The sequence below is a fragment of the Marinomonas rhizomae genome (assembly GCF_024397855.1).
In the GTDB taxonomy this organism is placed as follows: Bacteria; Pseudomonadota; Gammaproteobacteria; order Pseudomonadales; family Marinomonadaceae; genus Marinomonas; species Marinomonas rhizomae_A.
The window spans coordinates 3,113,080-3,138,386 of record NZ_CP073343.1 but is presented as its reverse complement, the minus strand read 5'-3'; the positions used below and the strand labels follow the sequence as shown (position 1 = coordinate 3,138,386).

Sequence of the window (25,307 nt, the reverse complement as noted above, 5' to 3'; positions counted from 1 at the left end):
CTTTTTCTTAGAACTTTTATTTTTAATGTTTTTGTGGAGATCTATTTTGTTGAATAAATTAGTCACTATGGTGCTGTTTTCTGTCGTAATGGCTCTTCAAGCTGCCATTGTGCAAGCTGCAGATTCTACAGACTCAATAGAAAGCCTGCTTGAGCAGAACCGCAATATTGAAGGTGAGTTTCGTCAGGTAACTTATGATGAAAAAGGCAAGCAGCTACAAGTAAGCGAAGGTATTTTTCTTCTTGCTAAGCCAAACCAATTTGTTTGGGATAGCGTGACACCTTTTGCGCAGCGTATTATTTCTGACGGTAAATACATTACCGTTTGGGATGTGGATTTAGAGCAAGCAACGAAGAAGCCATTATCGGGCACAGTAGGTAATTCTCCTGCTGCGCTATTAGGTCAACCAGCGGCAAAAGTACTTCCGCATTATAATGTGACGACTCTTGGTGATGAAAAATTTCGTTTAGCGCCGAAAGAAGATCAGGATTTATTTCAAACATTGACGCTGTCCTTCCGAAATAAGGTGATTAGCGCGATGAGTATCTTAGATGCGCTAGGGCAAACAACGGTTATTGAGTTCAAAAATGTTGAAACGCATGAAGGCGTGGCGAAAGAAAACTTTGTCCTAGACTTGCCCGCTAACGTGGATGTGATTGAAGAAGGTCAGTAATGAAGGATCTTTTTTCTGACGCACCAACGGGGGTGTATCAGCCTCTGGCGGCCAGAATGCGACCTTCTAGTCTCGATGAATATATCGGGCAATCGCACTTGGTTGGTCCGGGAAAGCCGTTACGGAGAATGGTCGAAACTGGACATTGTCATTCGTTCATTCTTTGGGGCCCTCCAGGTGTGGGAAAGACCACCTTTGCTCAACTTTTGTCCCATGCCCTTGATGCGCAGTTTATTGAAATATCGGCTGTCATGTCTGGTGTGAAAGAAATTCGTGCTGCCGTGGATAAAGCAAAAAATTTGCGTCAGATGAATGGCACACAGACCGTTTTATTTGTCGATGAAGTGCATCGTTTTAATAAGTCGCAGCAAGATGCATTTTTGCCATTTATAGAAGATGGTACCTTTTTGTTTATCGGCGCAACGACAGAAAACCCAGCCTTTGAATTGAATTCAGCTTTGTTGTCGAGAGCACGTGTATATCGTTTGAAAACACCGAGCGTGGATGACGTAAAGCAAGTGTTGGAGAGGGCTTTGCAAGATCACCATAAGGGAATCGGCGCAGACGCTCAGGGGAATACTTTTCAAATAGACGATTACTTTTTGTCTGTTCTTGCTCAGGCTGCGGATGGTGATATTCGTCGTGGCCTTAACTTCTTAGAAATCTTATCGGATCTTGTTGAGCCTGGCTGTAAAGTCACTCAAGAGCAATTGGAAGACGTGCTAGGTGGTAGTGTTCGCCGTTTTGATCGTAAAGGCGATGTATTTTACGACCAAATATCAGCCTTCCATAAATCGGTTCGGGGTTCATCGCCTGATGGTGCTTTGTATTGGATGGCACGTATGTTGGACGGCGGCTGTGACCCCTTGTATATTGCGCGGCGTTTGCTGGCAATTGCATCGGAAGACATAGGTAATGCAGACCCGAGAGCCTTGCAAATTGGCCTAAACGCATGGGATGTATTTGAACGTGTTGGCCCTGGTGAGGGCAATCGTGCGATAGCGCAAGCGGCTGTTTACATGGCGTGCGCACCTAAGAGTAATGCCGTTTATAAAGCGTTTGGGCAGGCAATGTCGGATGTCGCAGCGCAACCCAGTTATGAAGTGCCTGCGCATTTGCGTAATGCGCCAACGTCTTTGGCGAAAAGCATGGGGCACGGTGATGAGTATCGTTATGCGCATAATGAAGAATATGCTTACGCAGCAGGCGAAAATTATATGCCAGAAGAGTTGGCGGATATGCGTTATTATCATCCGACAGATCGTGGTCTAGAAAAGAAAATCAATGATAAACTGGCTTGGTTATCTGACCTAGATGATCAAAGTCCATTGCAGCGTTATGGCTCTTTGTACCAACCTACAGGTTTCTCTCAAGGGGATGAAGAATGATGTATTTTATGATTGCCGTGGGTGGTGCCTTTGGTGCATTAAGTCGATATGGCATGACGAAATGGATTAATACCTATTGGAATCACCATTTTCCCTTTGCCACTATGATTATTAACGTATTGGGTTGTGTACTGATGGGGATCGCTTTTGTGGTGATTAGTGAGCGTATGCCATCACTTGAACCTTATCGACCTTTGGTTATGGTGGGTTTTTTAGGTGCATTTACCACTTTTTCCACTTTTTCGTTGGAAATTGTCTCTCTTATTAACATGCAGGCTTGGCTAACAGCAGCAAGCTATTTATTATTGAGTTGTATTTTGGGGATTGCAGGTCTGGCAGCTGGTATGGCTGTCGCTCGTTTTTTCTAATCCCTTGTTTTGTAAAACGCTCTAATTTATTTATACACACTGATTGAAGGATATTGTTGCCCAGATGTTAGACATTAAAGCATTACGCGCTGACCCGGAAGCCATTGCGGCTCAACTTAAAAAGAAAGGCTACGAGTTGGATGTTGCGACTTTCTCTTCCTTAGAAGAGCGTCGTAAAGCCATCCAGGTAGAAACCGAGCAGCTGCAACAAGCCCGAAATTCAGTGTCCAAAGACATTGGTCAGGCAATGAAGTCTGGCGATAAAGACAAAGCAGCTGAGCTAAAAGCGCAAACGGCAACCCTAGGTGATGATCTTGAAGCAGCAAAAACACAGCTGACACAAGTTCAAGAAGAGTTGGAAAGCTTGTTAGAAGGCATTCCAAACCTTCCACATGAATCTGTCCCTGAAGGTAAAACGGAAGACGACAACGTTGAAGTTCGTCGTTGGGGAACGCCTAAGCAATTTGACTTCGAGCCAAAAGATCACGTCGATCTTGGTGAAGCGATGGAAATGCTGGATTTCGAAGCGGCAGTTAAAATTACTGGCTCTCGCTTTGCCGTTATGCATTCTGACTTGGCGCGCCTACATCGTGCTCTAACGCAATTCATGATCAATACTCATGCTGACTTGCATGGTTATACTGAAGTGTATGTGCCTTACTTGGTAAACTCTCACTCCTTAAAAGGAACAGGGCAGCTGCCTAAGTTCGAAGCGGATTTGTTTAAAGTGCCAGTGGACAAAGACAGCGGTAACAATGACCTGTATTTGATCCCAACAGCAGAAGTACCAGTAACAAACTTGGTGCGTGATGAGATTTTGAATGACGCAGATTTGCATAAGAAATTTGTGGCTCATACGCCTTGTTTTCGCAGCGAAGCCGGCAGCTATGGTCGTGATACTCGCGGCATGATTCGTCAGCACCAGTTTGAAAAAGTTGAGTTAGTTCATGTTTGTCGTCCAGATATTTCTGAACAAGTGCTTGAAGAGTTGGTTGGTCACGCAGAGGTGATTTTGCAGAAACTAGAACTTCCTTACCGTACTGTGATCTTGTGTGGTGGTGATCTTGGTTTTTCTGCGCACAAAACGTACGACATTGAAGTGTGGTTGCCTGGTCAAGGCAAATACCGTGAGATTTCTTCTTGCTCTAACATGTGGGACTTCCAAGCCCGTCGTATGCAAGCGCGCTGGCGCAACCCTGAAACTGGTCGTCCAGAATTGGCACATACTTTGAACGGTTCTGGTTTGGCTGTGGGTCGTACATTGGTTGCTGTCCTTGAAAACTATCAAGATGCAGAGGGTAATGTACGTGTTCCTGATGTGTTAGTGCCTTATATGGGCGGTAAGACGGTATTGAAAAAAGCGTAAGCTAAATTTTCTAATAAAAAAGCCTCAACGGAGGCTTTTTTTGTATGAGTGGATATTGGAAATTATGACGGGCAAGGTCTATTTGATTGGTGCGGGTCCAGGTGATCCAGAATTGTTAACGCTGAAAGCATATCGGTTATTAAAATTGGCCGATGTGGTTTTGTACGACCGCTTGGTTGGCAAAGAAATTATTGAGCTAATTCCTGAGTCAGCAGAGAAAATGTACGTGGGCAAAGCCAAGTCTTTGCATAGCCTTCCGCAGGATGAGATTAATAGTTTGCTTGCTGCCAAAGCAAAAGAAGGCCACATGGTGGTGCGTCTAAAAGGTGGAGATCCTTTTATCTTTGGTCGTGGTGGTGAAGAGCTTGAAGAATTAATTGAAGAAGGTGTGCCTTTTGAAGTGGTTCCAGGTGTCACGGCAGCAGCAGGCTGTGCTGCGTATGCGGGGATTCCTTTAACCCACCGTGATTATGCCCAGTCGGTTCGTTTCCTAACGGGCCATTTAAAAGACGGCACAACAGAGTTACCTTGGGAAGAATTAGTTCACCCAGCGCAAACCTTGGTTATTTATATGGGCTTAACGGGTCTAAAAGATATCACTCAATCGTTGATCCGTTTTGGTATGAGTCCATCTATGCCAGTGGCAATCGTCGAGAAAGGTACCACTCGTGAGCAGCGCGTTTTCACGTCAACTATTCAAGATGTTTATGAAGTGTCTGTGGTGAACGAGGCTAAATCGCCAGCGTTACTGATTATTGGTGAGGTTGTGACCTTGCAGAAGAAATTAGAGTGGTACGGCAAGTACTGAGTTTTTTGGTATTTAATGTGTACAAGCAAAAACGGAGCCTCATATAGGCTCCGTTTTTGTATCGATAGGTTAGGTTATTACAGGCAATTCGCAGGCTTTGGCAGTCCCGCGATTTTTGCGGCCAACTTAGGTGGGCTACCAGGAAATAAGGTCATTAAATAAATGCTACGGCCTTTTTCAGCGCCTAGTTTTTTTGATACCGCTTTTACTAGTGGGCGCATAGCGGGAGACACTTCAAATTCATTGTAGAAGTCGCGCAACAAATGAATGATTTCCCAATGTGCATCGGTTAGCTCAACGTCCACATCTTTCGCTAGTTGACTGGCAAGTTCTGGTGTCCAATCTTGTAGGTTAAGTAAATAGCCTTCTTCATCTAGAACGACTGCGTTGTCTGTCATATTAATTACCAACTAATGTTCGCCTCGGCGTTAAAGGTTAACTCAACCCATTCTTCTTCTGAAAGAGCGGTGCCTAGTTTTGGTGATAAACCATAAGCTGTTGCATCGCTTTGCAAATAATAGAATTCTGCCTGTGTTTTTTCGAGCAGCGTTTGCAATGTGCTGGTGTGCTGAATCAGTCTTAAAAAGCCTTCTTCAATCAGCAATATTTGGTCGCCAGATTGAACGCTATTTTGCCACGTTGTTTCTAACGCTGCTGGGTAGTCGAGTTGATTTATTTGGTGAAGTCGCATAATTAAAACCGGAAAACCTGTTGGTATTGTGAAAACATTGTCTGCCATTCGTCGCCGTTGAGTGGTTGAACGCCTTGCCACGTTGGATTGTCTTCAAGCCAAGAGTGGTTCTTTTCTATGTAAATGTTTTCTATATCGTAAAATTCCAGCCCTGCTAGTAGCTTATGCAGATTTTTGCCTTGCTCTGCTGTTGGTTCTTGGTTGTCAGTCAATAGCGCGAGAGCGGCTCCAGATAGGCACAAGTCCACAGGTTGTTCAAAGGTGGCCAGAACCAGAGCGAGATCTAAACCTTCCTTGCAAGCTAAGCTGGAATAGGGGCTGGAGTTTAGGTGGATTAGAGTGTGTTTCATAAGGTTACCTAAACTGAATGACTTTGTTCGTGCTGTTTATTAGATCAACAAGTGTTCCCAAGCCTTCAAGCTGAAAATGTTCTGCAAGCGTGTGTTGTTCTAACTCATAGCGACGGCTTTCACTTTCGTTAATAATGCCGCGTCTTACTGCGGCTGCAATACACAAATACAAAGGGACGCTGTGTTGTTCTGCTATTTCTTGCCATGCCTTAGTGAGGTTGATTTCATCTCTTGGCGGCTGTGCGGTTTGGTTGCCAATCAGTACCGCGTCCTCATAAAAAAATACACCTTTAATGCTGTTTGGGTATTTATTCAGAGCAGCACGAATGAAGCGAAGTGCAGTGTGGCAAGCCTTGCTTTGGTATGGTGAACCCGTAATGAGCAAAGTGTATTGCATGAAAAATAACCTTGGTATGAGATGCTGTAAATTTTACACATAAAAAAGGCCGCAGTCAGCGGCCTTTTTCGTCTTGGTGTGACGGATTATTAATCGCGAGCCATACCAAGAAGAGACAATACGCTTAGGAACATGTTGTATATGGAAACATACAGAGTCACTGTTGCAACTATGTAGTTGGTTTCACCGCCACGTACGATTTGGCTTGTTTGCAGCAAAATAACCGCCGCAGAGAAAAGCGCGAAACCAGCAGAGATGAAGATTTGTAGCGCAGGCATTTTAATAAAGATGCCAGCAATCACAGCGAATAATAGTACAAAGAAACCGACAGTAATGAATCCGTTTAGGAAGCTAAAGTCTTTCTTTGATACCAATGCATAAGCAGACAAGCCTAGGAATGAAAGACCTGTAATGCCTAAAGCGCTCATGATCAAGCTGCCGCCACCAGGCAGATTCATGTACATGCTTAATATAGGCCCAAGGGTAATGCCCATAAATCCAGTTAACGCAAACACACAAAGAAGACCAGCAGAGCTGTTTTTAAATTTGTGTGTTAGGAAAAGCAAACCATAAAAGCCTACTAGCGTAATAATTAGGCCAGGATGGGGTAAGTTTAAAGCCATGCTCATGCCCGCAGTGAAGGCGCTGAACAATAGGGTAAGCGACAACAGTCCGTAAGTATTGCGGAGCGTTTTATTTGCCGCTTGTGACGAATGTGTCGAAAGGGCTTCTGTGTAACGCATGAGATTACTCCTTTAAGGGTTTAAGACTATCAATAGACTTAATATGCGGCTGAAAGTTCCAAAGTTCAAGCGTGATTGTTTATCTATGTCGTAAATATAAAGAAACACCGCACAATTGCGATGTTTCTTTAGAAAATAATGAAGGGGGATAAAGTATTTTTGATAGTTAGTGAGTGATCGCTGTTTTGTGATTACTACTGGATTGTTTGGTTTTGTGTTTGTCTATTTGTTTGACCAGCTTATCAACCATGTTGTCGATTGCGTGAAATAATCTGTCTTCAGAGGAGGCTGCTGCAAAAATCTCTTTGCCGGGAATATGTACTCTTGCTTCTGCTTTTTGGCTTTTGCTGTCTTTCAATAAAGTGACATTTACTGAGGTTATTTGGTCTGTTAACTTGGATACTTTGCTGAGTTTTTCATGGATGTGATCTTTGATCGCTGGAGTTACATCGATATGGTGACCAGAAATTTTAGTAGTGTACATACTGCTTTCCTCCTGAGTGATGTTTTTGGAACCAACAGTGCAGAATTCTCTATCAAGCGTTTTTTTGCGAGCCTTTCTTGATTATTTTGGTTTTGTAGCACAGGGCTTGATTAGAGCGTTGAACAAAAAGCATTGCTGTAATTTGAGCATAGGAGTGTTTTTGAATCCTGTCAAAGTTGCTTAACAGTAGTGTTGTTAGGAAATAAAATTAAAGTCTAATGATCAGTGAAAATGGCAAACGTCATTATGTACGGACCGTGAGGTAAGTGTAAGGTTCTCGTGCTAATGGGAACGGCTTTTGATAGACTGTCATGCTAAATATACGAAGCGAGATTTATGTTGGATAACGACTATTCATTACCGATATCATTTTCAATGGCAGCCCAGATTGGGTTGGAAGAAACCGTATTATTGACCTTTTTGAAGCAGCAGGCTTATCTTGTTGGTTCCAATGCTTTACGTGTTGAAATGAGTAGACTTAGTGTTCAGCTACCATTCTGGACTGTCCCTATGTTGATGCGATTGTTGTCGAATTTACAAATTAGCCAACTGTTGAGCTTTCAGCGCCAAGAAGAAATACTTGAGATTCATTTAGCTTCATCGCAAAAAGCGGCACAAACGGTTAAACCAGCCGCAGAGCCTTCGAAAGAAGATTCCTTGATGAGTAAAATGGATCGGTTGCATAAAGCGTCTCGGGAGAAAACCGAAGAATTCACGCCGCAGCCTAAAAGCTACCCTGCGAAGCAACCTGTTCGACAATACGAAGCACCCTCTCCGCCAGTGGTCAATGACCGTCGCGGAGTCACGGATTTCGACTTGTACCTAGAGCAAAAAGAGCGTGCTCGACAACCGGATCAGTGGCAACCTGAAGAGGCGACGTTAGAACAAATTGGCCAAGCAGGCATTGCTCGCGAATTTGCCTTGTCTTTGCAAACTGAGTTTTTGCTGAGAATCAAAGAGCAGCGGAAAAATGTCAGAACTTGGAACAGCGAATTTTTTAAATACGTAAAACGTCAGTGGCAATACAAACAATCAGATAGGTCTTCATATGAAGGAACCTCAGGCAGTACAAAATTTACTAAAACCTCTAGAGAACAGGTTAGCGACGCCCTCAACAACATCCACGACACAGACTGGTGAGTATGGCGCCGGCAATCCAGGGCATGGTAACGCAGGCTATGGTAATGCTGGTAACAGCAGCCGTGAATCGGGTCCAACAGAGGCAGAACAGCAAACGCGTATCTTGGTTAATATGTTGTTTGCGCGTTTTAAAGCCATCTACACCCACAAATTTGCCTCTGCTTACAGCACAACGGATGAAGTGAAACTCGCAAAACGTGAGTGGGCGATTGCTTTGAAAGGCTTTCAAGAGCCACTGTTGGCCTATGCAGTAGAGCGTACTAAAGAAGAGCATACTTGGCCGCCAACCATTGCAGACTTCTTGAAACTGATTAATACCGCGTATAAAGCGTATGGTTTGCCAGATCCTCGAGCGGCGTATCTTGAAGCGTGTGCTTGCCGAACTGATCCATTGCAGTATAAATGGAGCCATACGGCCGTATTCTTTGCAGGCTCTGAGGCGGGTTGGTACAAGCTGAAATCTGAAGAAGAGCGAGTCACTTGGCCTTTATTTGAAAAAAGTTATTTGAAAGTCGTAGATCGAGTTATTGCTGGCGAACGCTTAGTTATTCCTAAAGTCATAATGATCGAAGACAAGCAAACTCTGAGCGTAAAAGATTTAGCGGGTAAAATTGCAGGCGATTTATCTGTCGATGAAGAGCAGATCGCTCCTTTACTTTATTACACCCAAAAAACACATGGGTCTGGCGTGCGAGCTCGTTATCGTGAAATTAGTCAAAAAAAGCTCTTAGAAATGGGGTATAAAGAAACGCTGCCGGAATAATGGTGCGTTTTTTCTATTTGTTCTATAACATAATTTTTATTGGCAGGATGCTCTAGGTTCAATTCCGTTCTAGGTGCGATAAAAATAGACACGATGCGTAGTAAAGTTTTGGTGAGGTTGTTATGTTAAAAGTATTGATTGTTGACGACCATGACATGGTTAGCCAAGGTATTAGTCGTGTATTACAGGATGTAAAAGGCGTTGAGGTTGTCGGTGTTGTACATAGTGGTGAAGAAGCCATTGTTCAGTCTAAAATCTTATTGCCAGATATTGTTTTGATGGACGTGCATATGCCGGGAATTGGTGGTTTAGGCGCGACAAAAGAAATAAAGCGCATCTTACCGAAAACCAAGGTGATTGCCTTGTCTGCCCTTGATGACAACTTATACCCAGTGAAGCTGTTGGAGGCCGGTGCGTCTGGCTATGTGACCAAAGGTACCAACACCTCCGAGCTATTAGAAGCCATCCAAATGGTATCGAAAGGCGAACACTATATTTCTAAAAGTATTGCTCAGAAAATGGCCCTGTCTAAGTTTTCCATCGACGGACAAGGTTCACCATTGGGGCAATTATCTGATAGAGAATTACAAGTGGCTCAGATGATCGTAGATTGCAAAAAATCCAACGAAATTGCCGAGCACTTAAATGTCAGTCCTAAAACCGTGAGTACTTATCGTACTCGTATCTTTTCAAAGTTGAACATAGACAGCGATGTCGAGTTGATTCACTTGGCGGTACGTTACAATGTGCTTGGTATGGGCTAGGCGAAAAACGAGGTTTGTTTGAGCCATTCAGAATTTGATCCGAAGCATTTTGTTAGCAACTTAACCACACGTCCAGGCGTTTATCGCATGTACGATGTAAATGGCGAGTTGCTCTATGTCGGAAAAGCCAAAAATCTAAAAAATCGTGTTGCTAGCTATTTTCGCGTAACAGGGTTAACGACCAAAACCATGGCCTTGGTTAGTCGTATTCACACAATTGAAATTGCTGTCACAAAAAGCGAAACAGAAGCCTTGCTCCTTGAGCAAACGCTGATTAAACAGCATCGTCCACCGTACAATATTTTGCTGCGAGACGATAAATCCTACCCGTATATTTTGCTATCGAATCACCATCATCCAGCCTTGCTGTTTCGTCGTGGTGATAAAACCGACAAAGGCACCTTGTTTGGTCCTTTTCCGAGTGGAAGTGCGGTGAAAGAAAGTTTGAATACCATGCAAAAGGTCTTCAAAGTACGCCAGTGTGAAGACAGCACCTATGCGAATCGCTCTCGGCCTTGTTTGCAGTATCAAATTAAGCGTTGCTCTGGTCCTTGCGTGAACTTAATTAGTGATGAAGAATACGAACTGGACGTTCGTCACGCGCGCATGTTTTTACAAGGTAAAGACCAAGAGCTCACAACGGAAATCACTACACAAATGAGTGCCGCCGCCGCGGACATGGAATTTGAACGCGCGGCCGAGTTACGTGACCAAATTATTCAGCTCAAACACATCCAAGAACAGCAGCATGTTTATGGGCAAACGGGTGAGGCTGATGTGATTGCCTCTATTATTCAACCCGGTGGTTTATGTGTTCATGTGATGATGATACGCAAAGGCAAAGTAGTCGGTAGTAAAAGTTATTACCCCAAAATGCCGATCGAAATCACGGAAGGTGAATTATTATCGTCTTTTATCGCTCAATTTTACTTGGGTGGTATTCAAGAGTTACCTAAGACGCTTATCATTAGTCACGAGCTAGAAGATGGTGATGCGCTGGTGGAAGGTATATTCGAAACCACGCAGAAAAAAATTGAAGTGCTGAGCAATGTGAGAGGTCAGCGTGCCCGTTGGCTTGAGTTAGCAAAACTTAATGCCGAACAAGGGTTACAAGCGCGCCTATCGGACAAACGTAATCACTTTAGTCGTATAACCGCCTTGCAAAAATTGTTAGGCTTCTCTGAGCCGCCAATGCACATGGAGTGTTTTGATATTAGTCACTCTAGTGGCGAGGCAACCGTCGCATCGTGTGTGGTGTTTGGGGCTGATGGGCCGGATAAAAAACGTTACCGATCATTTAACATCGAAGGCGTCGAACCAGGCGATGATTACGGTGCCATGAAGCAGGCACTGACGCGCCGCTATAAACGCGTGAAAAGTGGTGAGCTAGAGGCGCCAGACGTCTTGCTTATTGATGGTGGTAAAGGCCAGTTAACTCAGGCTGAAGCCGTGTTAAAAGAATTAGGCTTGGTGAATATCTTTTTATTGGGTGTCGCCAAAGGCGATACGCGTAAACCAGGTCTTGAAACTCTGTATATCGGCTCCAAAGAAGATGAAGTGGTATTGCCGCCAGATTCGGCTGCCTTACACTTGATTCAACATATTCGTGATGAAGCACATAGATTTGCGGTTAAGAGTCATCGTCGTAGACGAGACAAGAAGCGTCGACATTCGGTATTGGAAGATATTCCAGGTATCGGGCCAAATCGACGCAAAGAGCTGCTGACAGCCTTTGGTGGGTACCAAGAGTTGCTTTCAGCCAGTCAGGAAGATATTTCAAAGGTGAAAGGGATAAGCGCTAAAAAAGCGGAAGAAATTTATCTCTACCTTCATAAAAGTTAAGTTTGGCTGAATGTAGATGCATTCAGCGTAATAATTAGGAATAACATGAACATACCAAACATACTGACTTCCGTACGGATCTTCATGATTCCAATTCTTGTGGTGATTTATTATTTGCCGTGGGAAGGGCGTTATTACACCTGCGCGATTATTTTTGCTTTGGCGGCCATTACCGATTGGTTGGATGGTTACTTGGCAAGAAAGCTTGACCAAACGACGCCCTTTGGTGCTTTTTTTGATCCAGTGGCCGATAAGCTCATGGTATCGATTGCCTTGGTCTTATTAGTGGCCAGCTACTCTAATCCATTGCTAACGCTAGCCAGTGCTGTCATCGTCGGTCGCGAGATCGTTATTTCGGCATTGCGTGAATGGATGGCAGAAATGGGCAAGCGCGCCAGCGTAGCGGTTTCTTATATTGGTAAACTGAAAACCACCATGCAGATGTTGGCGATTTTCATCTTGCTAGGAAGTCGACCAGATACCATGGTTGCTCATGTGGGAGAGGTGGTGCTCATTGCTGCGGCCTTACTAACTCTTTGGTCTATGTATATTTATTTAAAAGCGGCGTGGCCTGAGCTAATGTCCAAAGAGTCGAACAAAAACTAAACAGATTTAAAAAAAGTGCCTAAGTTAGTTATTTATTTGGATTTTTTCCTTGACGTGAAAGCTCAAATACATAGAATAGGCACCGTCTTTTGAGACGCGGGAATAGCTCAGTGGTAGAGCACAACCTTGCCAAGGTTGGGGTCGCGAGTTCGAGCCTCGTTTCCCGCTCCAATCAAAAGATAATCTGATAGAAGGCCGGATGGCAGAGTGGTCATGCAGCGGACTGCAACTCCGTGAACGCCGGTTCGATTCCGACTCCGGCCTCCAAAATCAGATATGCCCGGGTGGTGAAATTGGTAGACACACAAGACTTAAAATCTTGCGCTGAATAAGCGTACCGGTTCGATTCCGGTCCCGGGCACCATTTATGGTGCCTTTTTTTATGCCTGAAATTTATCAGAGCGTCTAATTCCTTTTCTTGAATATCCTGTGTTTTGAATCTATTGCCTTTGTGCTTTTCATTATCTACATTTCTCTCACTTCGTTTTTTGATTAATCAATACGTCTCATTTTCCGAGTGAACCGACACAGAGGTTGATCCATCAAAAGCGGTGTCGATGTTGAAGGTGATCGGTCGGCAGCAGACTTGGCAGTCTTCTATGTATTCTTGGCTTTCATCCAGTACTTCTATTACAACCTCGATGCTTTCGCCGCAGTAAGGGCAGGAGATGTCTTGTTCGATTAATTCGCTCATAAGTGCCTCTTTATTTTCTTTACCTTTCTTTTGTATGGTTTTGGCTATGATTAGAGCATAGACAATAACGGCTCCGTTGGCTTGTGGGTTAGTTAGGTTGTCATGTTTATTCTTTGTTTTGTGTTTAAAATCCACACTTTTATCGATCTGCTTTCGTGGTATTTGTGCAACACTGTTATGATTTAAGCTTCTAAGGTGAGGTGTTGTGATGATCAATTCTATTAAATACTTATGCGCTTTGGCGTTACCTGTGTTGTTGCTTGGTTGCTCTACTGGGTCTCATGTCGTGACAGGGCAGCAGATGCCAGAGCTTGAGGTGGAGCAAGTGACGGTCTTTGAGGAGGCGCCTGCGTTTGACTATAAAGTGATTGGCACGGTGCGAGCATCCAGTGATGGTGGTTTTACGGAAGAGTCTAGAAAAGAGAAAGCCACTCAAGAGCTGAAAGAGCAAGCGGCTAAGGTTGGTGCGAACGGTGTTATTTTAGATGGTGTTTCCCAATTGTCTTTCAGGCGTTTGGGAACAGGGGTTGGTATAAGTGCTAATAGCTCTGGTGGGTTAGGAACTTCTATTGGTTCAAGCTTTTCTTTCCCAACAGCAGAGGTAAAAGGTACGGCAATTTATTACGAGACTGAGTTAGCAAAATAGTCAGCGTTTATGTGTGCTGTTATGAGTTTTTTAAATGCTTGCGATAATATTTTGTTGTTACCCTCTGACTGGATAAACAGATACACTTGCCTCCGTAATAAGTCGAGATAATTAATTGAGAGAGCGTTATGTCAGAGTTTGAAGAAAAGGCAAAGGGTCGTCTTACGACTAGGACGGTTGCTATGCCGGGAGATACGAATCCAGCAGGTGATATTTTTGGTGGTTGGGTTGTATCGCAAATGGACATCGCTGCTGGTATTTGTGCGGGCCAGCGTGCTCAATCTCGTGTAGTGACGGTTGCCTTGGATGGCATGAGTTTTATCCGACCAGTAAAGGTAGGTGATATTTTAGGTGTTTATACTAGAGTGGAATCCGTTGGTCGCACTTCAATGAACATTCTGGTGGAAGCTTGGGTTCGTCGTGGTCGTATTGGTCGCCGCGAAAAAGTAACGGAAGGTATGTTTAAGTTTGTTGCAATTGATGAATCTGGGGCATCGACACCAATACCGAAAGAAGAAGACTTGCCAGATTATGTTATGCATGGATTTGACGATTAATTCTTGATTGTCGTTTCACTTCTCGTCGAGCCAATGCTTGCTAGAAAATAGACTGATTTTTAGTGGGTATTGGTTTCGTTCTGAACGGAGAGTGAAAGTCGAGAGCAAAAAAAAGCGCTTACCGAAGTAAGCGCTTTTTTAATGTTGGTACCAGTAGGCGGACTCGAACCGCCACACCCGAAGGCAACGGATTTTGAATCCGTCGTGTCTACCAATTCCACCACACTGGCCTTGAAAAAGGTGAAACGCATTCTATATTTTTTTCTATAGGTGTCAATCGTTTAACGAAAAATAATGGATTTAATTTAATTAATTGACAGCATGACCTCTTCAGACCAAAGCATGGCGTCTAAAAATGCTCTATTTAGTACTGTCCTTTCTGCTGGACTCATCGCCTGAATGCTGTCCCACTTTTGCTCTTCGAAGCTTAATGCTTGTGATAAGTAAGCACCTAATTCCCCTGTCTGATTCATAATGGCTTCCAAGACATTTTTGTCTAAGGCGATTTGCTTTAATACAACCGACTTTTCAACATTAAAAACCGCGTCTATACCGGACATGAGTCCAACCATGAAGGCGGAATCAGCGGAAGCTGATTTTGAATTTTCAGCAAGCAGTTGGCAGCAACGCCCACGAGTCAACAATACCTTTAGCAAAGAGCTGGGTTGGCTTGTCGATGAGGTCATTGTAATAAGTAAAGCCCACTTCTTTAATTGTACTAACCCAAGAAATATGACGGCTTCTTTTATTGAAACAACGGTTTTAGCGACTCCACATACAGGGCTGTTTAGGATACGGAGCAGTTGGTAAGACAGCTTGGGGTTTTTAGTGACCAAATCGGCTATGTCATCAATGCTAATGTCTCGGTTTTGCAAAGCATTGACTAGCTCTATAGCACCATGTGTTGCAGAGTCAATTTTTTTGCCTTTGATGAGCTCTGGGCGTTGTAAAAAATAGCCTTGAAACAGGTCGAAGCCGAGATTTTTGCAAAGCTCAAACATGGCAGAATCTTCCACTTTCTCGGCAAGTAAGATTAAACCGCGTGACTTAAGTTCTGCTATTTCAGTGCTGTATTGTTCTGGTGGAGTGGCCAGAACATCGATTTTTACGATGGATACCCATGGTAAGAGAGCTTGGTATTCGGCCGTAAACTGATAATCGTCTAAGGCAAATCGATAGCCAGCAGATCGCCATCTTTTTAGTGCGTCGAAGAATTCAGGCGTGATCGTTTGGCTCTCAAGAATTTCAATATAAACAGTGTTGGGGTCGATAGGAAAAAAAGCATCGGACAACATAAGATCTGTTGTCATGTTAATGAAAAAAGGTTTTCTTAGTTGTGACTCTAGCTCAGTAATGCCAATACACAGGTTGACCAATACTTGGCTGGTGGCAATTTCTCCATCAGAAATATTTGCGTTTAGGGCGTCCTTTCCACGGAATAACAATTCGTACCCAAAAATTTCTTTTGTTCTTTTGAGTATTGGCTGCTGGGCCATCATTAGATCATCTAACACCGTTGGAAATTCGATCATTACGGTTCTCATTTTATTAAGGCATGTCGCGCTGTTACTTTGTATTGTGAAAACTAAGATTTATCAAAACACAGGTAGGTTTGTTATAACAACTCTTTAAGTGTTAGATTTTGTTGTTTTAATGTCTTTAAAATACGCTAAGTGGTTTGTAAAAAGGTTGACACAGTGGGGAAGCGCCCATAAAATTCTCGCCTGTTTTTGGGGCCTTAGCTCAGCTGGGAGAGCGGTTCGCTGGCAGCGAACAGGTCAGCGGTTCGATCCCGCTAGGCTCCACCACTAATCTTTTTTATTCTCACTTTATTTAAAGCATTCAGTCCTTCTTTTTTAGCGCCTCCAAGGTTAGGCTTATTAGTATTTTATTAAGTTCCTTTCTAACGCGTAGGATTCTTGCATGTTTCAACTTTACACAGGTAACCGTCTAGAAGATTTAGCCGTGTTGCTTGCGAAGATTCTGGCTGTTTCTCCACCAGAAAATCCGTTTGATGATGAATCCATTTTGGTGCAAAACCCCGGTATGGCGCAATGGCTGAAGATGTTCTTAGCCGAGTCGCATTCTATCGCTGCGGGTTTGGTGTTTCCTTTGCCTTCTACTTTTGTTTGGCAAACTTTTTCGCAAACCTTAGACGATATTCCCGCGCAGAGTGAATTTAATAAACCTTTCTTAGTGTGGCGCTTGATGCGCTTGCTGGATACTCGCCTTAACGAACCAGAATTTCAGGCGCTAAGTTGGTATCTTGAAGAAGACGATACGCAAATTCGGCGCTTTCAGTTATGCAGCAGCATTGCCGATATTTACGATCAATATTTGGTTTACCGTCCGGATTGGATTAAATCTTGGGAAGGTGGCGAAGCACAAGACCCCAGGCTGAAAGCCATCTTTGAGCAGCAACCTTGGCAGGCTATTTTGTGGCGCGATCTGGTTGCCGATGTGAGCCAGCAAGGAACCTCGCTTTATCACCGCGGTAATCTGATTGAAGCTTTGCATGACGCCACACAATCCTTTTCCCGACCTGTTGGCGTGCCAGAGCGAATCTTTATTTTTGGTGTGTCTTCTTTGCCGCCGAATACGCTTGAGTCTCTTCGCGTGTTGGCGGTGTCGGGCTGGATTGATGTGCATCTGTTTTTGCAGAACCCTTGTCGTTTTTATTGGGGCGATGTGGTTGATAAACATTACTTAGGTCGAGAAATAAAACGCCAAACTCTCAAGCCTGGATTGAGTACCGATACTTTGCATTTGGACGCCAATCCTTTGTTAGCCAGTTGGGGGCGCTTGGGCCGAGACTACATTGCGCAGCTACAAGAAATGGCTGATAGCGAACTAGAAGTATTCGAAGATTATCGTACTGAGCAATCGACAGGGTTACTACAGTGGGTTCAGCAAGACGTGCTGACTTTAGAAAATCATGGTTCGAAAGAAGAAAGAGACGCCAGCATTGCTAATGCCGAGTATCGACACCCTGTCGATGTTGATGATCAGAGTATTCGTGTACACCTTTGTCATAGTCCGTTACGGGAAGTGGAAGTCTTGCATGACCAGCTGTTGCAAATGTTTGAGAGTGATCCGAGCCTGACGCCAAAAGACGTCATCGTTATGTTGCCCGACGTCAACACTTACAGCCCCTTTGTAAAAGCCGTCTTTGGTGGTGTAAAAGGTAGCGCGCAAGTTAGGAAACACATTCCCTTTGCCTTGATCGACCAGTCTGGTGGTATGGAAAACCCGATTGTCGATGCCTATTTGTATTTGCTTGGTTTGGGCGAAAGTCGTTTCACCTTGTCCGAATTGATCAGCGTATTAGAAGTGCCTGCGGTGTTAGCGCGTTTTGAATTAACCGCCGATGAATTAGAGCGTATTCGTCAATGGTCGACGGAAGTGGGTATTCGTTGGGGGTTGGATGGCAAAACCGCGCAGCAACATGATCTGCCAATACAAGAATCGCACACATGGCTAAATGGCGTACGTCGCATGTTATTGGGTTACGCCATGGGTCACGATCATATTTGGGAAGGCGCGCTAAGTTACGGCGATGTGGAAGGTTTAGAAGCGTCGGTGGCGGGTAAACTGGCGGAGTTCTTGGTCGCCATTAATGATGCTCAAGCGAAATTGATGGAATCTCTCGCGCCGAAAGAATGGATTTCGACTCTGTATTATTTGGCAGAGCGTTTCTTTTTATTGGAAGAAGACGATGCTTTTCAGGTCCTACTGACTAAGCAGCTTGATGCCTTGACCCTGCAATGGCAGCAAGCGCATTTTGATTCCCCATTAGATCAGCAAGTGATACGCCAGCTGTTATCTCCTTTGTTACAAGAATCTCAAGGCGGTCAGCGCTTCTTAGCAGGTCGAGTGAACTTTTGTACCTTGATGCCCATGCGTTCTGTGCCCTTTAAGGTTATCTGTGTTTTGGGTTTAAACGAAGGGGGTTATCCTCGTAGTGTTGCGCCGATGGGATTTGACCTGATGGTTGGGCAATATCGCAGTGGCGACCGAAGCCGACGGGAAGACGATAAATACTTGTTCCTTGAAGCACTGATGTCAGCACGAGATTGTTTCTATATCAGTTATGTGGGGCGCAGTATTCAAGACAACAGTGAGAAAAATCCGTCTATCTTGGTGAGTGAGCTGTTGGAATACATAGGTCAAAGCTGTGTGTTTGAAGGCGATCAGGCATTAGCGCCAGACGAGTCGCAGAAAACTTTGTTAGAAAAACTGATTCTCGAACATCCGCTGCAGCCATTTAATGCCGCCTACTATGCGACTCAGTCGTCTGTAGAAGTCAATTCGCAGTCATCTGATAAGCGCTTGTACAGCTATGACGAACAATGGTTGCCAGCTCTGCTTAGCGTTCCTATGGATGATGAATATTCCGAGTTTGCACCGCTGGGTGGTTTAGAGCAACCAAGGTTAGAGCTTGCTCTTGATGAATTGTCGCGTTTTATTGGCCATCCGACGCGTTACTTTACCCAGCGTCGATTAAAAGCTTATTTGAGTCTGCAAGAAGAGGAAGAGAAAGAAGACGAGCCGTTTGCCTTGGATGGCTTGGCAGGTTATCAATTACGCGAAGGTTTGCTACAAGCCATGCTAAAAGGCGATGACGATCAGTTTGTCGAGCGCTTATCTTTAATGGGCGCCTTGCCTTATGGCGCGCTGGGTCGCTTGTCTTTGCAGCAGAGTCGTGGTCAATGTCAGCAGCTTTTCTCTGTTTTGCAAGGTTATGCATTGGAAGAGTGCGAACCGATTGAAGTGAACTTGGCCCTTGGCAGTATTGTTCTGCAAGCTTGGTTGGATTTGCCAACGGCGACCACGCGTTTGTCTTATCGCATTGGTGACTTATCTGCCCATCAAAAAATGCAGGCGTGGATCGAGCATTTAGCTTTGTGTGCGCAAGGTACGCCAAAGCAGCATCATCTTATTAATCTGAGCAAAACCGGCAAGTTACTACAGCATAGTTTTATCCTTATCCCGCCGAAGGATGCTCAAGAATATCTAAACACTATGTTGGCGTTATTGCAGCAAGGCTTGTGTCAGCCGATTGCCTTACCGGCCAAAAGTGCGGATGCATGGTGTAAGAGCTATTGTTCGAGCAAAGCGCAAGAAGACTTGGATACAGCTTGGGAGCAAGCATTGAAGCTTTACCAAGACAACAGCAGCGCCTTTACTCGTAGTGAGGTGGACGATGCTTATTGGCAGCGTTATTTCCCCGATTTAAATCGCCAAAAGGAAGCGTTTGTCGCTTTGTGTGAACAAATCTGGTTGCCCATGCATCGTCATTTGGAGGTGATGGAATGAGTCTTTCTAACGAGTCCGTTTCTGTTAATGAGCCTTCTGTTGATCAGTCTTCAGTAACTGCAGAAGGCTTAAACATGATTCCTGAACCGCTCAACGCCTTAACCTTTCCTTTGTTTGGCAAACGTCTAATCGAAGCCAGTGCAGGCACGGGGAAAACCTACACCATTGCCAACTTGTATTTGCGCTTGCTGGTGCCAACAGGGCCGTCTTTATCTGAGGATGGCGGAGATTTAGATAAACCGCTGACAGTTGACCAAATCTTGGTGGTGACTTTTACCGAAGCCGCCACCGCCGAGCTAAAAGCCCGTATTCGTGGACGCATACGAGCGGCGCGAAAAGCCTTATTGCAAGGCGAAAGCAGTGATGTCTTTCTGGCGGATTGGATGGCGCAAATGTCAGCCGAACAACGTGCTGGCGCTATTGAAAAATTGCTGTATGCCGAAAAGCAAATGGACGAAGCGGCGGTGTTTACTATCCATGGCTTTTGTCAGCGCATGCTGAGCCAGAATGCATTTGAAAGCCGCATGTTGTTCCAACAAACCATTGAGACCGATGAGCTGGCGCCATTGTCTATGGCAGTGAAAGACGTTTGGCGTAGTGTGTTTTATCCAATGGACGACACCAAAGCCGCCTTGATTCAGCCGATTTGGTCGAATCCAGACGCCTTGTTGAAAGACTTATATTTACTGAACAATCAGCCTGACGCCAAAATCGCCGTACCAGATTACGACTGGGAAAGTGCGTTAAGTCAGGCACAAGAAACCATGGCGGCGGTGCGCGCCATGTGGTTGAGTCAGTCGCAAGATATTATTGATGCCCTTGAGCGTAGTGGTATTAAGCGCACTTTTTGGCGCAAAGACCCCTCGAAAGATATTGAGGCTATGACGCAATGGGCGCGTTCCTCGCGTTTTGAATTAGACAAAAGCCTCGAAAAATTTGATACCAATGAGCACGCTAGCCGATTGAGCAAAGGCGGCGATTTGCCTGCGCACGAATTTTTTGGCTTGGTGCAGTCTTTGCGGGAAAGCTTTCCTGATGCGGGGCGATTAAAAGCGGTATTGCTAACTCAACTTTGGCAACAAACTCAAGAGCGCATGAAACGCTGGAAGCGCAGCACACAATCGCTGACGTTCACAGACTTGCTGACCTCTCTCGATGTGGCGCTCACGCAAGATGAAGCGGGGAAGTTAGCCGAACGCATTCGTCATCTGTATCCGATTGCTCTGATCGATGAATTCCAAGACACGGATGCGGTGCAATATCGGATATTCTCGACGATTTATGCGCCAGCGCAAGTGGATCAAAATACGCTTGGCTTGATCATGATCGGCGATCCTAAACAGGCAATTTATGCCTTTCGTGGCGCGGATATTTATACCTATCTAGCGGCCAAAAAACGTGTCGATGCAGTGTATTCTTTAGCGACTAATTATCGCTCTTCCGCGGCCATGATTCAGTCGGTGAACGGACTTTTTAAAACTCAAGCGGAACCCTTTCGTGTCACTGGGATTCCTTTCGTTGAAGTGCAAGATCGTGGCGTTGCCAGTGGTTTTTCTCGGCAAGGTCAAACTCAAGCGGCGTTGCAGTTTTTGTATCAACGCAGTGATGAGCCCGTATCGGCAAAAGAATATCGTCAAACCATGGCGGAATCCTGCGCTGCGCATCTCCATGAAATCTTACTGGAAGGTCAGCAAGGACTATCTTTGCTTGATGGCAAAGGCGTGCGACCAAAAGACGTCGCCTTGTTGGTAACCAACTTTAGTCAAGCCAATGCACTAAAAGACGCATTGCGTCAGCGTGGCATTGCCAGTGTGTATTTGAGCGACAAAGGTTCGGTGTTCGAAACCGTCGAATCGCGAGAGTTATTGATCGTGCTGACGGCGATTTTATCCAATGGACAAGAAAGTAAACTGCGCTCTGCCTTGGCAACCAGCTTGGTCGATTGGTCGTTGGAAGACTTGGATACGCTGAATCACGACGACGTGGTGTACGAAAAGTGGGGACAAGCTTTCCGTGATTATCTAGAAATCTGGGACAAGCAAGGCTTGTTGCCCATGTTGCGTGAGTTTATGCAGGACGTGGCGTTGGCTGCGAACATGCTAAGTCACACCGGTGGTGAACGTCGCTTAACCGACTTTTTGCATTTAACCGAAAAGTTACAACAAAAATCCCTTGAGTTGGATTCTAAAGAAGGGGTTTTACGTTACCTCAGGTTGGCGATTCAAAATCCGAATGGCAACAGTGACGAGCAAAAGATCCGCCTTGAAACGGATGCGGAATTGGTACGAATTGTCACCATTCACAAAAGTAAGGGCTTGGAATACCCAATCGTGTATTTGCCATTTGCTTTTACGCCGTATCGAGATCAAGAAAAATCGGCTTTGTATCACGATGCGCAACAGCAATTATGGATTGCTATTGATCCCGATGAAACGCAAACCGAGCTTCATAAAGAAGAATTGTACGCCGCAGAAATTCGTTTGGCTTATGTGGCGTTAACTCGTTCCAAAGAGGTGTGTTTTATTGGCTCGATGGAAGTGGGCAAAAGCTCAAATAAGTCTCGTGGCGCAGTGTCAGATGTTCACCTTAGCGGTGTTGGGGCCTTGATCGGCGAAGGCGAGGCGCTTGAGGCAGGGGATTTGTACCCAAGTATCGAACGTCTTTGTGAGCGTTATCAAGATGGGCAAATGGGCTTGCTGGAATTACCCGAGGAGCCACCGCGTTTGCCGCGATTCAAAATGGATCAGGCGCAATTGACCGAGCCTCATGCAAGAACCTTTACTGGGCGTGTGGAACGAGATTGGTGGGTGGGAAGCTATTCCTCGCTGGTGGTAGAAGACAAAGAGCAACACGACGAAAGTGTGCCTGGCTTGGATGAAACCACACGCTTGCTTGATCCTTTAGTGGAAGATATTGATGTAAAAGACAGTCAAGAAGTGCCAGAGCAAAATCGCTTCACTTTCCCCAAAGGCGCCAAGCCTGGGACTTTTTTGCACGACACATTAGAAGGCAAAGCGCTACATGATGTGTCGAGCAATCCGAGCTTTAACGATTTATTAAAAACCAGTCACCATAAGTTAATGGCTGATTTTTACGAACGTCAGGGGTTTGATGAATGGCAAGGTGTATTGAGCGAATGGCTGCCAGACATAGTGAACACAGAGCTAATGGCGGGAATGAGTTTAGGCAGTTTGGCACCATCGGCTTGTCGTAAGGAAATGGAGTTTTTTATTCCGGTGACAGGCATGAATGCCTTGCAATTGGATCGTATTTCTCGTGAGTACGATGAGGTGTCTCGTGTTGCGCCTATGATTCAGGATCGTCCGTTAAAAGGCATGCTAAAAGGCTTTATCGATTTGTTGTTTGAGTACCAAGGTCGTTATTACGTGTTGGATTATAAGTCGAATTATTTGGGCGATGACTTTGCCGATTACGAAGCAGACAAATTGGTTCATGCCATTGCGGAGCACAGATACGATCTACAATATCAGCTTTACACTCTGGCTTTGAACCGATTATTAAAGCAACGATTGCCAAATTATGATTATGAAAAACATGTGGGTGGCGTGGTGTATTTGTTCCTCCGTGGTATGCAGCCAGAACAGCAAACAGGCGTATTCAAAAGCCGATTAAGCCTTGAACATCTAACCGCCCTAGACAAGCTGTTTAGCTGCGAAAGCGATAAGCCAGAAAATCACGAGGCGGTGCAATATGGACTTTTCTAATCAGCTAGGTTTGCTTGACTCTCTTAATGAAACAAGGCTCGAAGAAAACTCTCCTGTATCCACGTCATTCAGTTTGTCTGCTTGGCAAGCCAAAGGCGTGTTAAGAGCGATTGATTGCCAATGGATTGAACAGCTGGCGCAACATGTCAAAGAAGGCATTCCAGATGAAAATAAGAGCGCGGTTCATATCGCTGGTGCTCTGTGCAGTGCGTATCTAGGTGCGGGACATATTTGTATCGATCTAGCGACCGTTTGGCAAAGCCCGCCTGAAGGTGTGGAGTTAGAAGACTTACGAACGGCATTACATAATTGCGGCGTAAACAGTGTTTCTGCTTGGTGTGAATCTTTGCAAGCAAGTCGCTTGGTGTCTTCTGCGGCAAATTTAGCTGAACGGCCTATGGTCTTGGCTGGCACGCGTTTGTATTTGTATCGCTATTATCAATATGAGCAACAGGTGCTGAATTATCTTAAAGGGCAATTTTCTGTTGCGCCTTTTGCTGTGGATGCAAGTTTGTTAGCACAACTTTTTCCTAACCAATCAGACACGCTTGATTGGCAAAAAGTCGCGGTAGCCAATGCAGCAAGCTTGCCTTTCTCCGTGATCAGCGGTGGCCCCGGAACAGGCAAGACAACCACTGTGACTCGCTTGTTGGCTTTGCTGGTGGCTCAGTCGTTGGCGGAAGGTAAGTTGTTACGTATCGAGCTGGCCGCACCAACCGGTAAAGCGGCGGCGCGATTGACTGAGTCCATCTCAAAAGCCAAGACGGATTTGCCATTAAGCGATGACATTAAACTTGCTATTCCAGAGCAAGCCAGCACCTTGCATCGGTTATTAGGTAGTGATTTTGGGCGTAGTCGATTTAAGCACAATAAAGAAAACCCTTTGCATCTGGATGTGTTGCTGGTGGACGAAGTGTCCATGGTGGATTTGCCAATGATGGCAAAGTTGATTGATGCCATGCCACCACACGCTCGACTCATTTTGTTAGGAGATAAGGATCAGTTGGCATCGGTAGAAGCGGGCAGTGTGTTAGGGGATTTATCTTACGGTATTGAAGAGGTTTACTTTCAACCAGAGTGGGCGGGTCGCCTCGCTCATCTAACCGGAGAAAATCTAGCGCCGTTTGGTAATTCGTCGGCACCGCCAATGAGTCGCGCGTTAACCTTATTGCGTACCAGTTATCGCTTTGATGCGAATAGCGGCATCGGACACTTAGCAAAAGCCATGAACGCTGGTGACAGCTCTGCCGTGTTGCGTTGCCTTGAGTCTAATTACACCGATGTAGAGTGGCGAGTACCGGAAGATGGACAGAGCAAAGCCGATATTGCGACCTTGGCAAAAGGCTATGATGACTACTGGGACGCAGTACGTCAGAATTTAGACATCGCTAAGCTGTATGAGATGTTTTCGCGCTACCAAATTTTGACCGCGGTTCGTCAAGGCGAGTTTGGTGTCGAGAAAGTGAACGCTCAACTCGAACAGTATTTCTATCAACGAGGACGAGTGAAAGACCCCCATGTTTGGTATCCGGGAAAAGCGGTGATGCTGACGAGAAATGATGCGGCATTGGGCTTGTTCAACGGTGACATCGGTCTTTGTATGCCTGATGAGTTTCAGCGTCTTCGTGTCTGGTTTATGCAGCCTGATGGCTCTTTTACCGGCTTGTTGCCGAGTCGTTTGAGTGAATTTGAAGTGGTGTTTGCGATGACGGTACATAAATCCCAAGGATCAGAATTTGATCAAGTTGCTTTGCTGCTGCCTCTGACGCCATCACCAGTCTTGACCAAAGAGCTGCTTTACACTGGCATTACTCGGGCGAAAAAGTCTTTTAGTTTATGGGGATCGAGCGGATTAATTCGGGCAGCAAGCAGTGCGCGTATTCAGCGTGATTCTGGCCTTATCGGAGAGCTTTGGCATTGATATTTAATTATTCGGATCCATTATGGATAAGATATTGAATATAGGAATAAATAATCTTGATGTGC

General features: G+C 45.0%; 23 protein-coding genes and 5 tRNA genes. 19 read left to right on the top strand and 9 right to left on the bottom strand.

Translation table 11 applies throughout. From position 1 onward, the window contains the following. The first annotated feature begins 46 nt into the window (after positions 1 to 46). From lolA to cobA, 5 genes are all read left to right on the top strand, one after another. Entirely contained in the window at positions 47 to 673 is a 627-nt protein-coding gene (lolA, locus tag KDW99_RS14800; RefSeq protein ID WP_255825778.1) for an outer membrane lipoprotein chaperone LolA, read from the top strand. Further along, a complete protein-coding gene (locus tag KDW99_RS14795) occupies positions 673 to 2,061 on the top strand; it encodes a replication-associated recombination protein A (protein ID WP_255825777.1) in 1,389 nt (462 codons plus the stop codon). The genes lolA and KDW99_RS14795 overlap by 1 nt, the downstream gene beginning before the upstream one ends. Then, positions 2,058 to 2,429: a fluoride efflux transporter CrcB gene (gene crcB / locus KDW99_RS14790; RefSeq protein ID WP_255825776.1), complete on the top strand. Its 372-nt coding sequence runs from the start codon at positions 2,058 to 2,060 to the stop codon at positions 2,427 to 2,429. Before KDW99_RS14795 ends, crcB begins: the two co-directional genes overlap by 4 nt. A gap of 64 nt (positions 2,430 to 2,493) precedes the next feature. Beyond that, the gene (gene serS, locus KDW99_RS14785) at positions 2,494 to 3,795 is read left to right on the top strand and encodes a serine--tRNA ligase (protein ID WP_255825775.1); all 1,302 of its coding nucleotides are present in this window, start codon (positions 2,494 to 2,496) and stop codon (positions 3,793 to 3,795) included. Positions 3,796 to 3,859: 64 nt separating this feature from the next. Further along, a complete protein-coding gene (cobA, locus tag KDW99_RS14780) occupies positions 3,860 to 4,603 on the top strand; it encodes a uroporphyrinogen-III C-methyltransferase (RefSeq protein WP_255825774.1) in 744 nt (247 codons plus the stop codon). Between the two features lie 77 nt (positions 4,604 to 4,680). Here cobA and KDW99_RS14775 read toward each other — a convergent pair whose 3' ends face one another. From KDW99_RS14775 to hpf, 6 genes are all read right to left on the bottom strand, one after another. Continuing rightward, complete coding sequence (locus KDW99_RS14775) at positions 4,681 to 5,001, bottom strand: TusE/DsrC/DsvC family sulfur relay protein (protein WP_255825772.1); 321 nt, start codon at positions 4,999 to 5,001, stop codon at positions 4,681 to 4,683. A 5-nt stretch (positions 5,002 to 5,006) separates the two neighbouring features. Beyond that, the gene (locus tag KDW99_RS14770; RefSeq protein ID WP_255825770.1) at positions 5,007 to 5,294 is read right to left on the bottom strand and encodes a DsrH/TusB family sulfur metabolism protein; all 288 of its coding nucleotides are present in this window, start codon (positions 5,292 to 5,294) and stop codon (positions 5,007 to 5,009) included. A gap of 2 nt (positions 5,295 to 5,296) precedes the next feature. Continuing rightward, positions 5,297 to 5,644: a DsrE family protein gene (locus tag KDW99_RS14765; protein ID WP_255825769.1), complete on the bottom strand. Its 348-nt coding sequence runs from the start codon at positions 5,642 to 5,644 to the stop codon at positions 5,297 to 5,299. Between the two features lie 4 nt (positions 5,645 to 5,648). After that, complete coding sequence (gene tusD / locus KDW99_RS14760) at positions 5,649 to 6,041, bottom strand: sulfurtransferase complex subunit TusD (protein WP_255825768.1); 393 nt, start codon at positions 6,039 to 6,041, stop codon at positions 5,649 to 5,651. An 89-nt stretch (positions 6,042 to 6,130) separates the two neighbouring features. Continuing rightward, positions 6,131 to 6,784: a Bax inhibitor-1/YccA family protein gene (locus KDW99_RS14755; protein ID WP_255825767.1), complete on the bottom strand. Its 654-nt coding sequence runs from the start codon at positions 6,782 to 6,784 to the stop codon at positions 6,131 to 6,133. Positions 6,785 to 6,950: 166 nt separating this feature from the next. Beyond that, the gene (hpf, locus tag KDW99_RS14750) at positions 6,951 to 7,268 is read right to left on the bottom strand and encodes a ribosome hibernation-promoting factor, HPF/YfiA family (RefSeq protein ID WP_255825766.1); all 318 of its coding nucleotides are present in this window, start codon (positions 7,266 to 7,268) and stop codon (positions 6,951 to 6,953) included. Positions 7,269 to 7,604: 336 nt separating this feature from the next. Here hpf and KDW99_RS14745 point away from each other — a divergent pair, with 336 nt between their 5' ends. The 8 genes from KDW99_RS14745 to KDW99_RS14710 all read left to right on the top strand — a co-directional run bounded on the left by KDW99_RS14745 (position 7,605) and on the right by KDW99_RS14710 (position 12,747). After that, a complete protein-coding gene (locus KDW99_RS14745) occupies positions 7,605 to 8,408 on the top strand; it encodes a DnaT-like ssDNA-binding domain-containing protein (RefSeq protein WP_255825765.1) in 804 nt (267 codons plus the stop codon). Next, a complete protein-coding gene (locus KDW99_RS14740) occupies positions 8,317 to 9,171 on the top strand; it encodes a replication protein P (protein WP_255825764.1) in 855 nt (284 codons plus the stop codon). The genes KDW99_RS14745 and KDW99_RS14740 overlap by 92 nt, the downstream gene beginning before the upstream one ends. Before the next feature lie 122 nt (positions 9,172 to 9,293). After that, entirely contained in the window at positions 9,294 to 9,935 is a 642-nt protein-coding gene (locus KDW99_RS14735; RefSeq protein ID WP_255825762.1) for a response regulator, read from the top strand. A gap of 18 nt (positions 9,936 to 9,953) precedes the next feature. Continuing rightward, a complete protein-coding gene (uvrC, locus tag KDW99_RS14730) occupies positions 9,954 to 11,777 on the top strand; it encodes an excinuclease ABC subunit UvrC (RefSeq protein ID WP_255825761.1) in 1,824 nt (607 codons plus the stop codon). 45 nt (positions 11,778 to 11,822) lie between these two features. Then, positions 11,823 to 12,383, top strand: a complete 561-nt coding sequence (gene pgsA, locus KDW99_RS14725; RefSeq protein ID WP_255825759.1) for a CDP-diacylglycerol--glycerol-3-phosphate 3-phosphatidyltransferase — start codon at positions 11,823 to 11,825, stop codon at positions 12,381 to 12,383. A gap of 96 nt (positions 12,384 to 12,479) precedes the next feature. After that, positions 12,480 to 12,554, top strand: a tRNA-Gly gene (locus tag KDW99_RS14720). Positions 12,555 to 12,576: 22 nt separating this feature from the next. Continuing rightward, positions 12,577 to 12,650 (top strand) — tRNA-Cys (locus tag KDW99_RS14715). Between the two features lie 11 nt (positions 12,651 to 12,661). Further along, positions 12,662 to 12,747: transfer RNA gene (locus KDW99_RS14710), tRNA-Leu, on the top strand. Positions 12,748 to 12,879: 132 nt separating this feature from the next. Here the strand turns inward: KDW99_RS14710 and KDW99_RS14705 are convergent. Further along, positions 12,880 to 13,077: a CPXCG motif-containing cysteine-rich protein gene (locus KDW99_RS14705; protein WP_114413757.1), complete on the bottom strand. Its 198-nt coding sequence runs from the start codon at positions 13,075 to 13,077 to the stop codon at positions 12,880 to 12,882. A 208-nt stretch (positions 13,078 to 13,285) separates the two neighbouring features. Here KDW99_RS14705 and KDW99_RS14700 point away from each other — a divergent pair, with 208 nt between their 5' ends. After that, positions 13,286 to 13,723, top strand: a complete 438-nt coding sequence (locus KDW99_RS14700) for a hypothetical protein (protein ID WP_255825758.1) — start codon at positions 13,286 to 13,288, stop codon at positions 13,721 to 13,723. 128 nt (positions 13,724 to 13,851) lie between these two features. Further along, the gene (locus KDW99_RS14695; protein WP_255825757.1) at positions 13,852 to 14,280 is read left to right on the top strand and encodes an acyl-CoA thioesterase; all 429 of its coding nucleotides are present in this window, start codon (positions 13,852 to 13,854) and stop codon (positions 14,278 to 14,280) included. A gap of 145 nt (positions 14,281 to 14,425) precedes the next feature. Here KDW99_RS14695 and KDW99_RS14690 read toward each other — a convergent pair. Continuing rightward, positions 14,426 to 14,510 (bottom strand) — tRNA-Leu (locus KDW99_RS14690). 75 nt (positions 14,511 to 14,585) lie between these two features. Then, entirely contained in the window at positions 14,586 to 15,812 is a 1,227-nt protein-coding gene (locus KDW99_RS14685) for an EAL and HDOD domain-containing protein (RefSeq protein WP_255825756.1), read from the bottom strand. 200 nt (positions 15,813 to 16,012) lie between these two features. Here KDW99_RS14685 and KDW99_RS14680 point away from each other — a divergent pair. From KDW99_RS14680 to recD, 4 genes are all read left to right on the top strand, one after another. Further along, a tRNA-Ala gene (locus KDW99_RS14680) sits at positions 16,013 to 16,088 on the top strand. 115 nt (positions 16,089 to 16,203) lie between these two features. Continuing rightward, positions 16,204 to 19,596, top strand: a complete 3,393-nt coding sequence (gene recC / locus KDW99_RS14675) for an exodeoxyribonuclease V subunit gamma (RefSeq protein ID WP_255825754.1) — start codon at positions 16,204 to 16,206, stop codon at positions 19,594 to 19,596. Then, positions 19,593 to 23,321: an exodeoxyribonuclease V subunit beta gene (gene recB, locus KDW99_RS14670; protein ID WP_255825753.1), complete on the top strand. Its 3,729-nt coding sequence runs from the start codon at positions 19,593 to 19,595 to the stop codon at positions 23,319 to 23,321. Before recC ends, recB begins: the two co-directional genes overlap by 4 nt. Then, on the top strand, positions 23,308 to 25,242 hold the full coding sequence (recD, locus tag KDW99_RS14665) for an exodeoxyribonuclease V subunit alpha (RefSeq protein ID WP_255825752.1): 1,935 nt from the start codon (positions 23,308 to 23,310) through the stop codon (positions 25,240 to 25,242). The genes recB and recD overlap by 14 nt, the downstream gene beginning before the upstream one ends. Positions 25,243 to 25,307 lie beyond the last annotated feature (65 nt).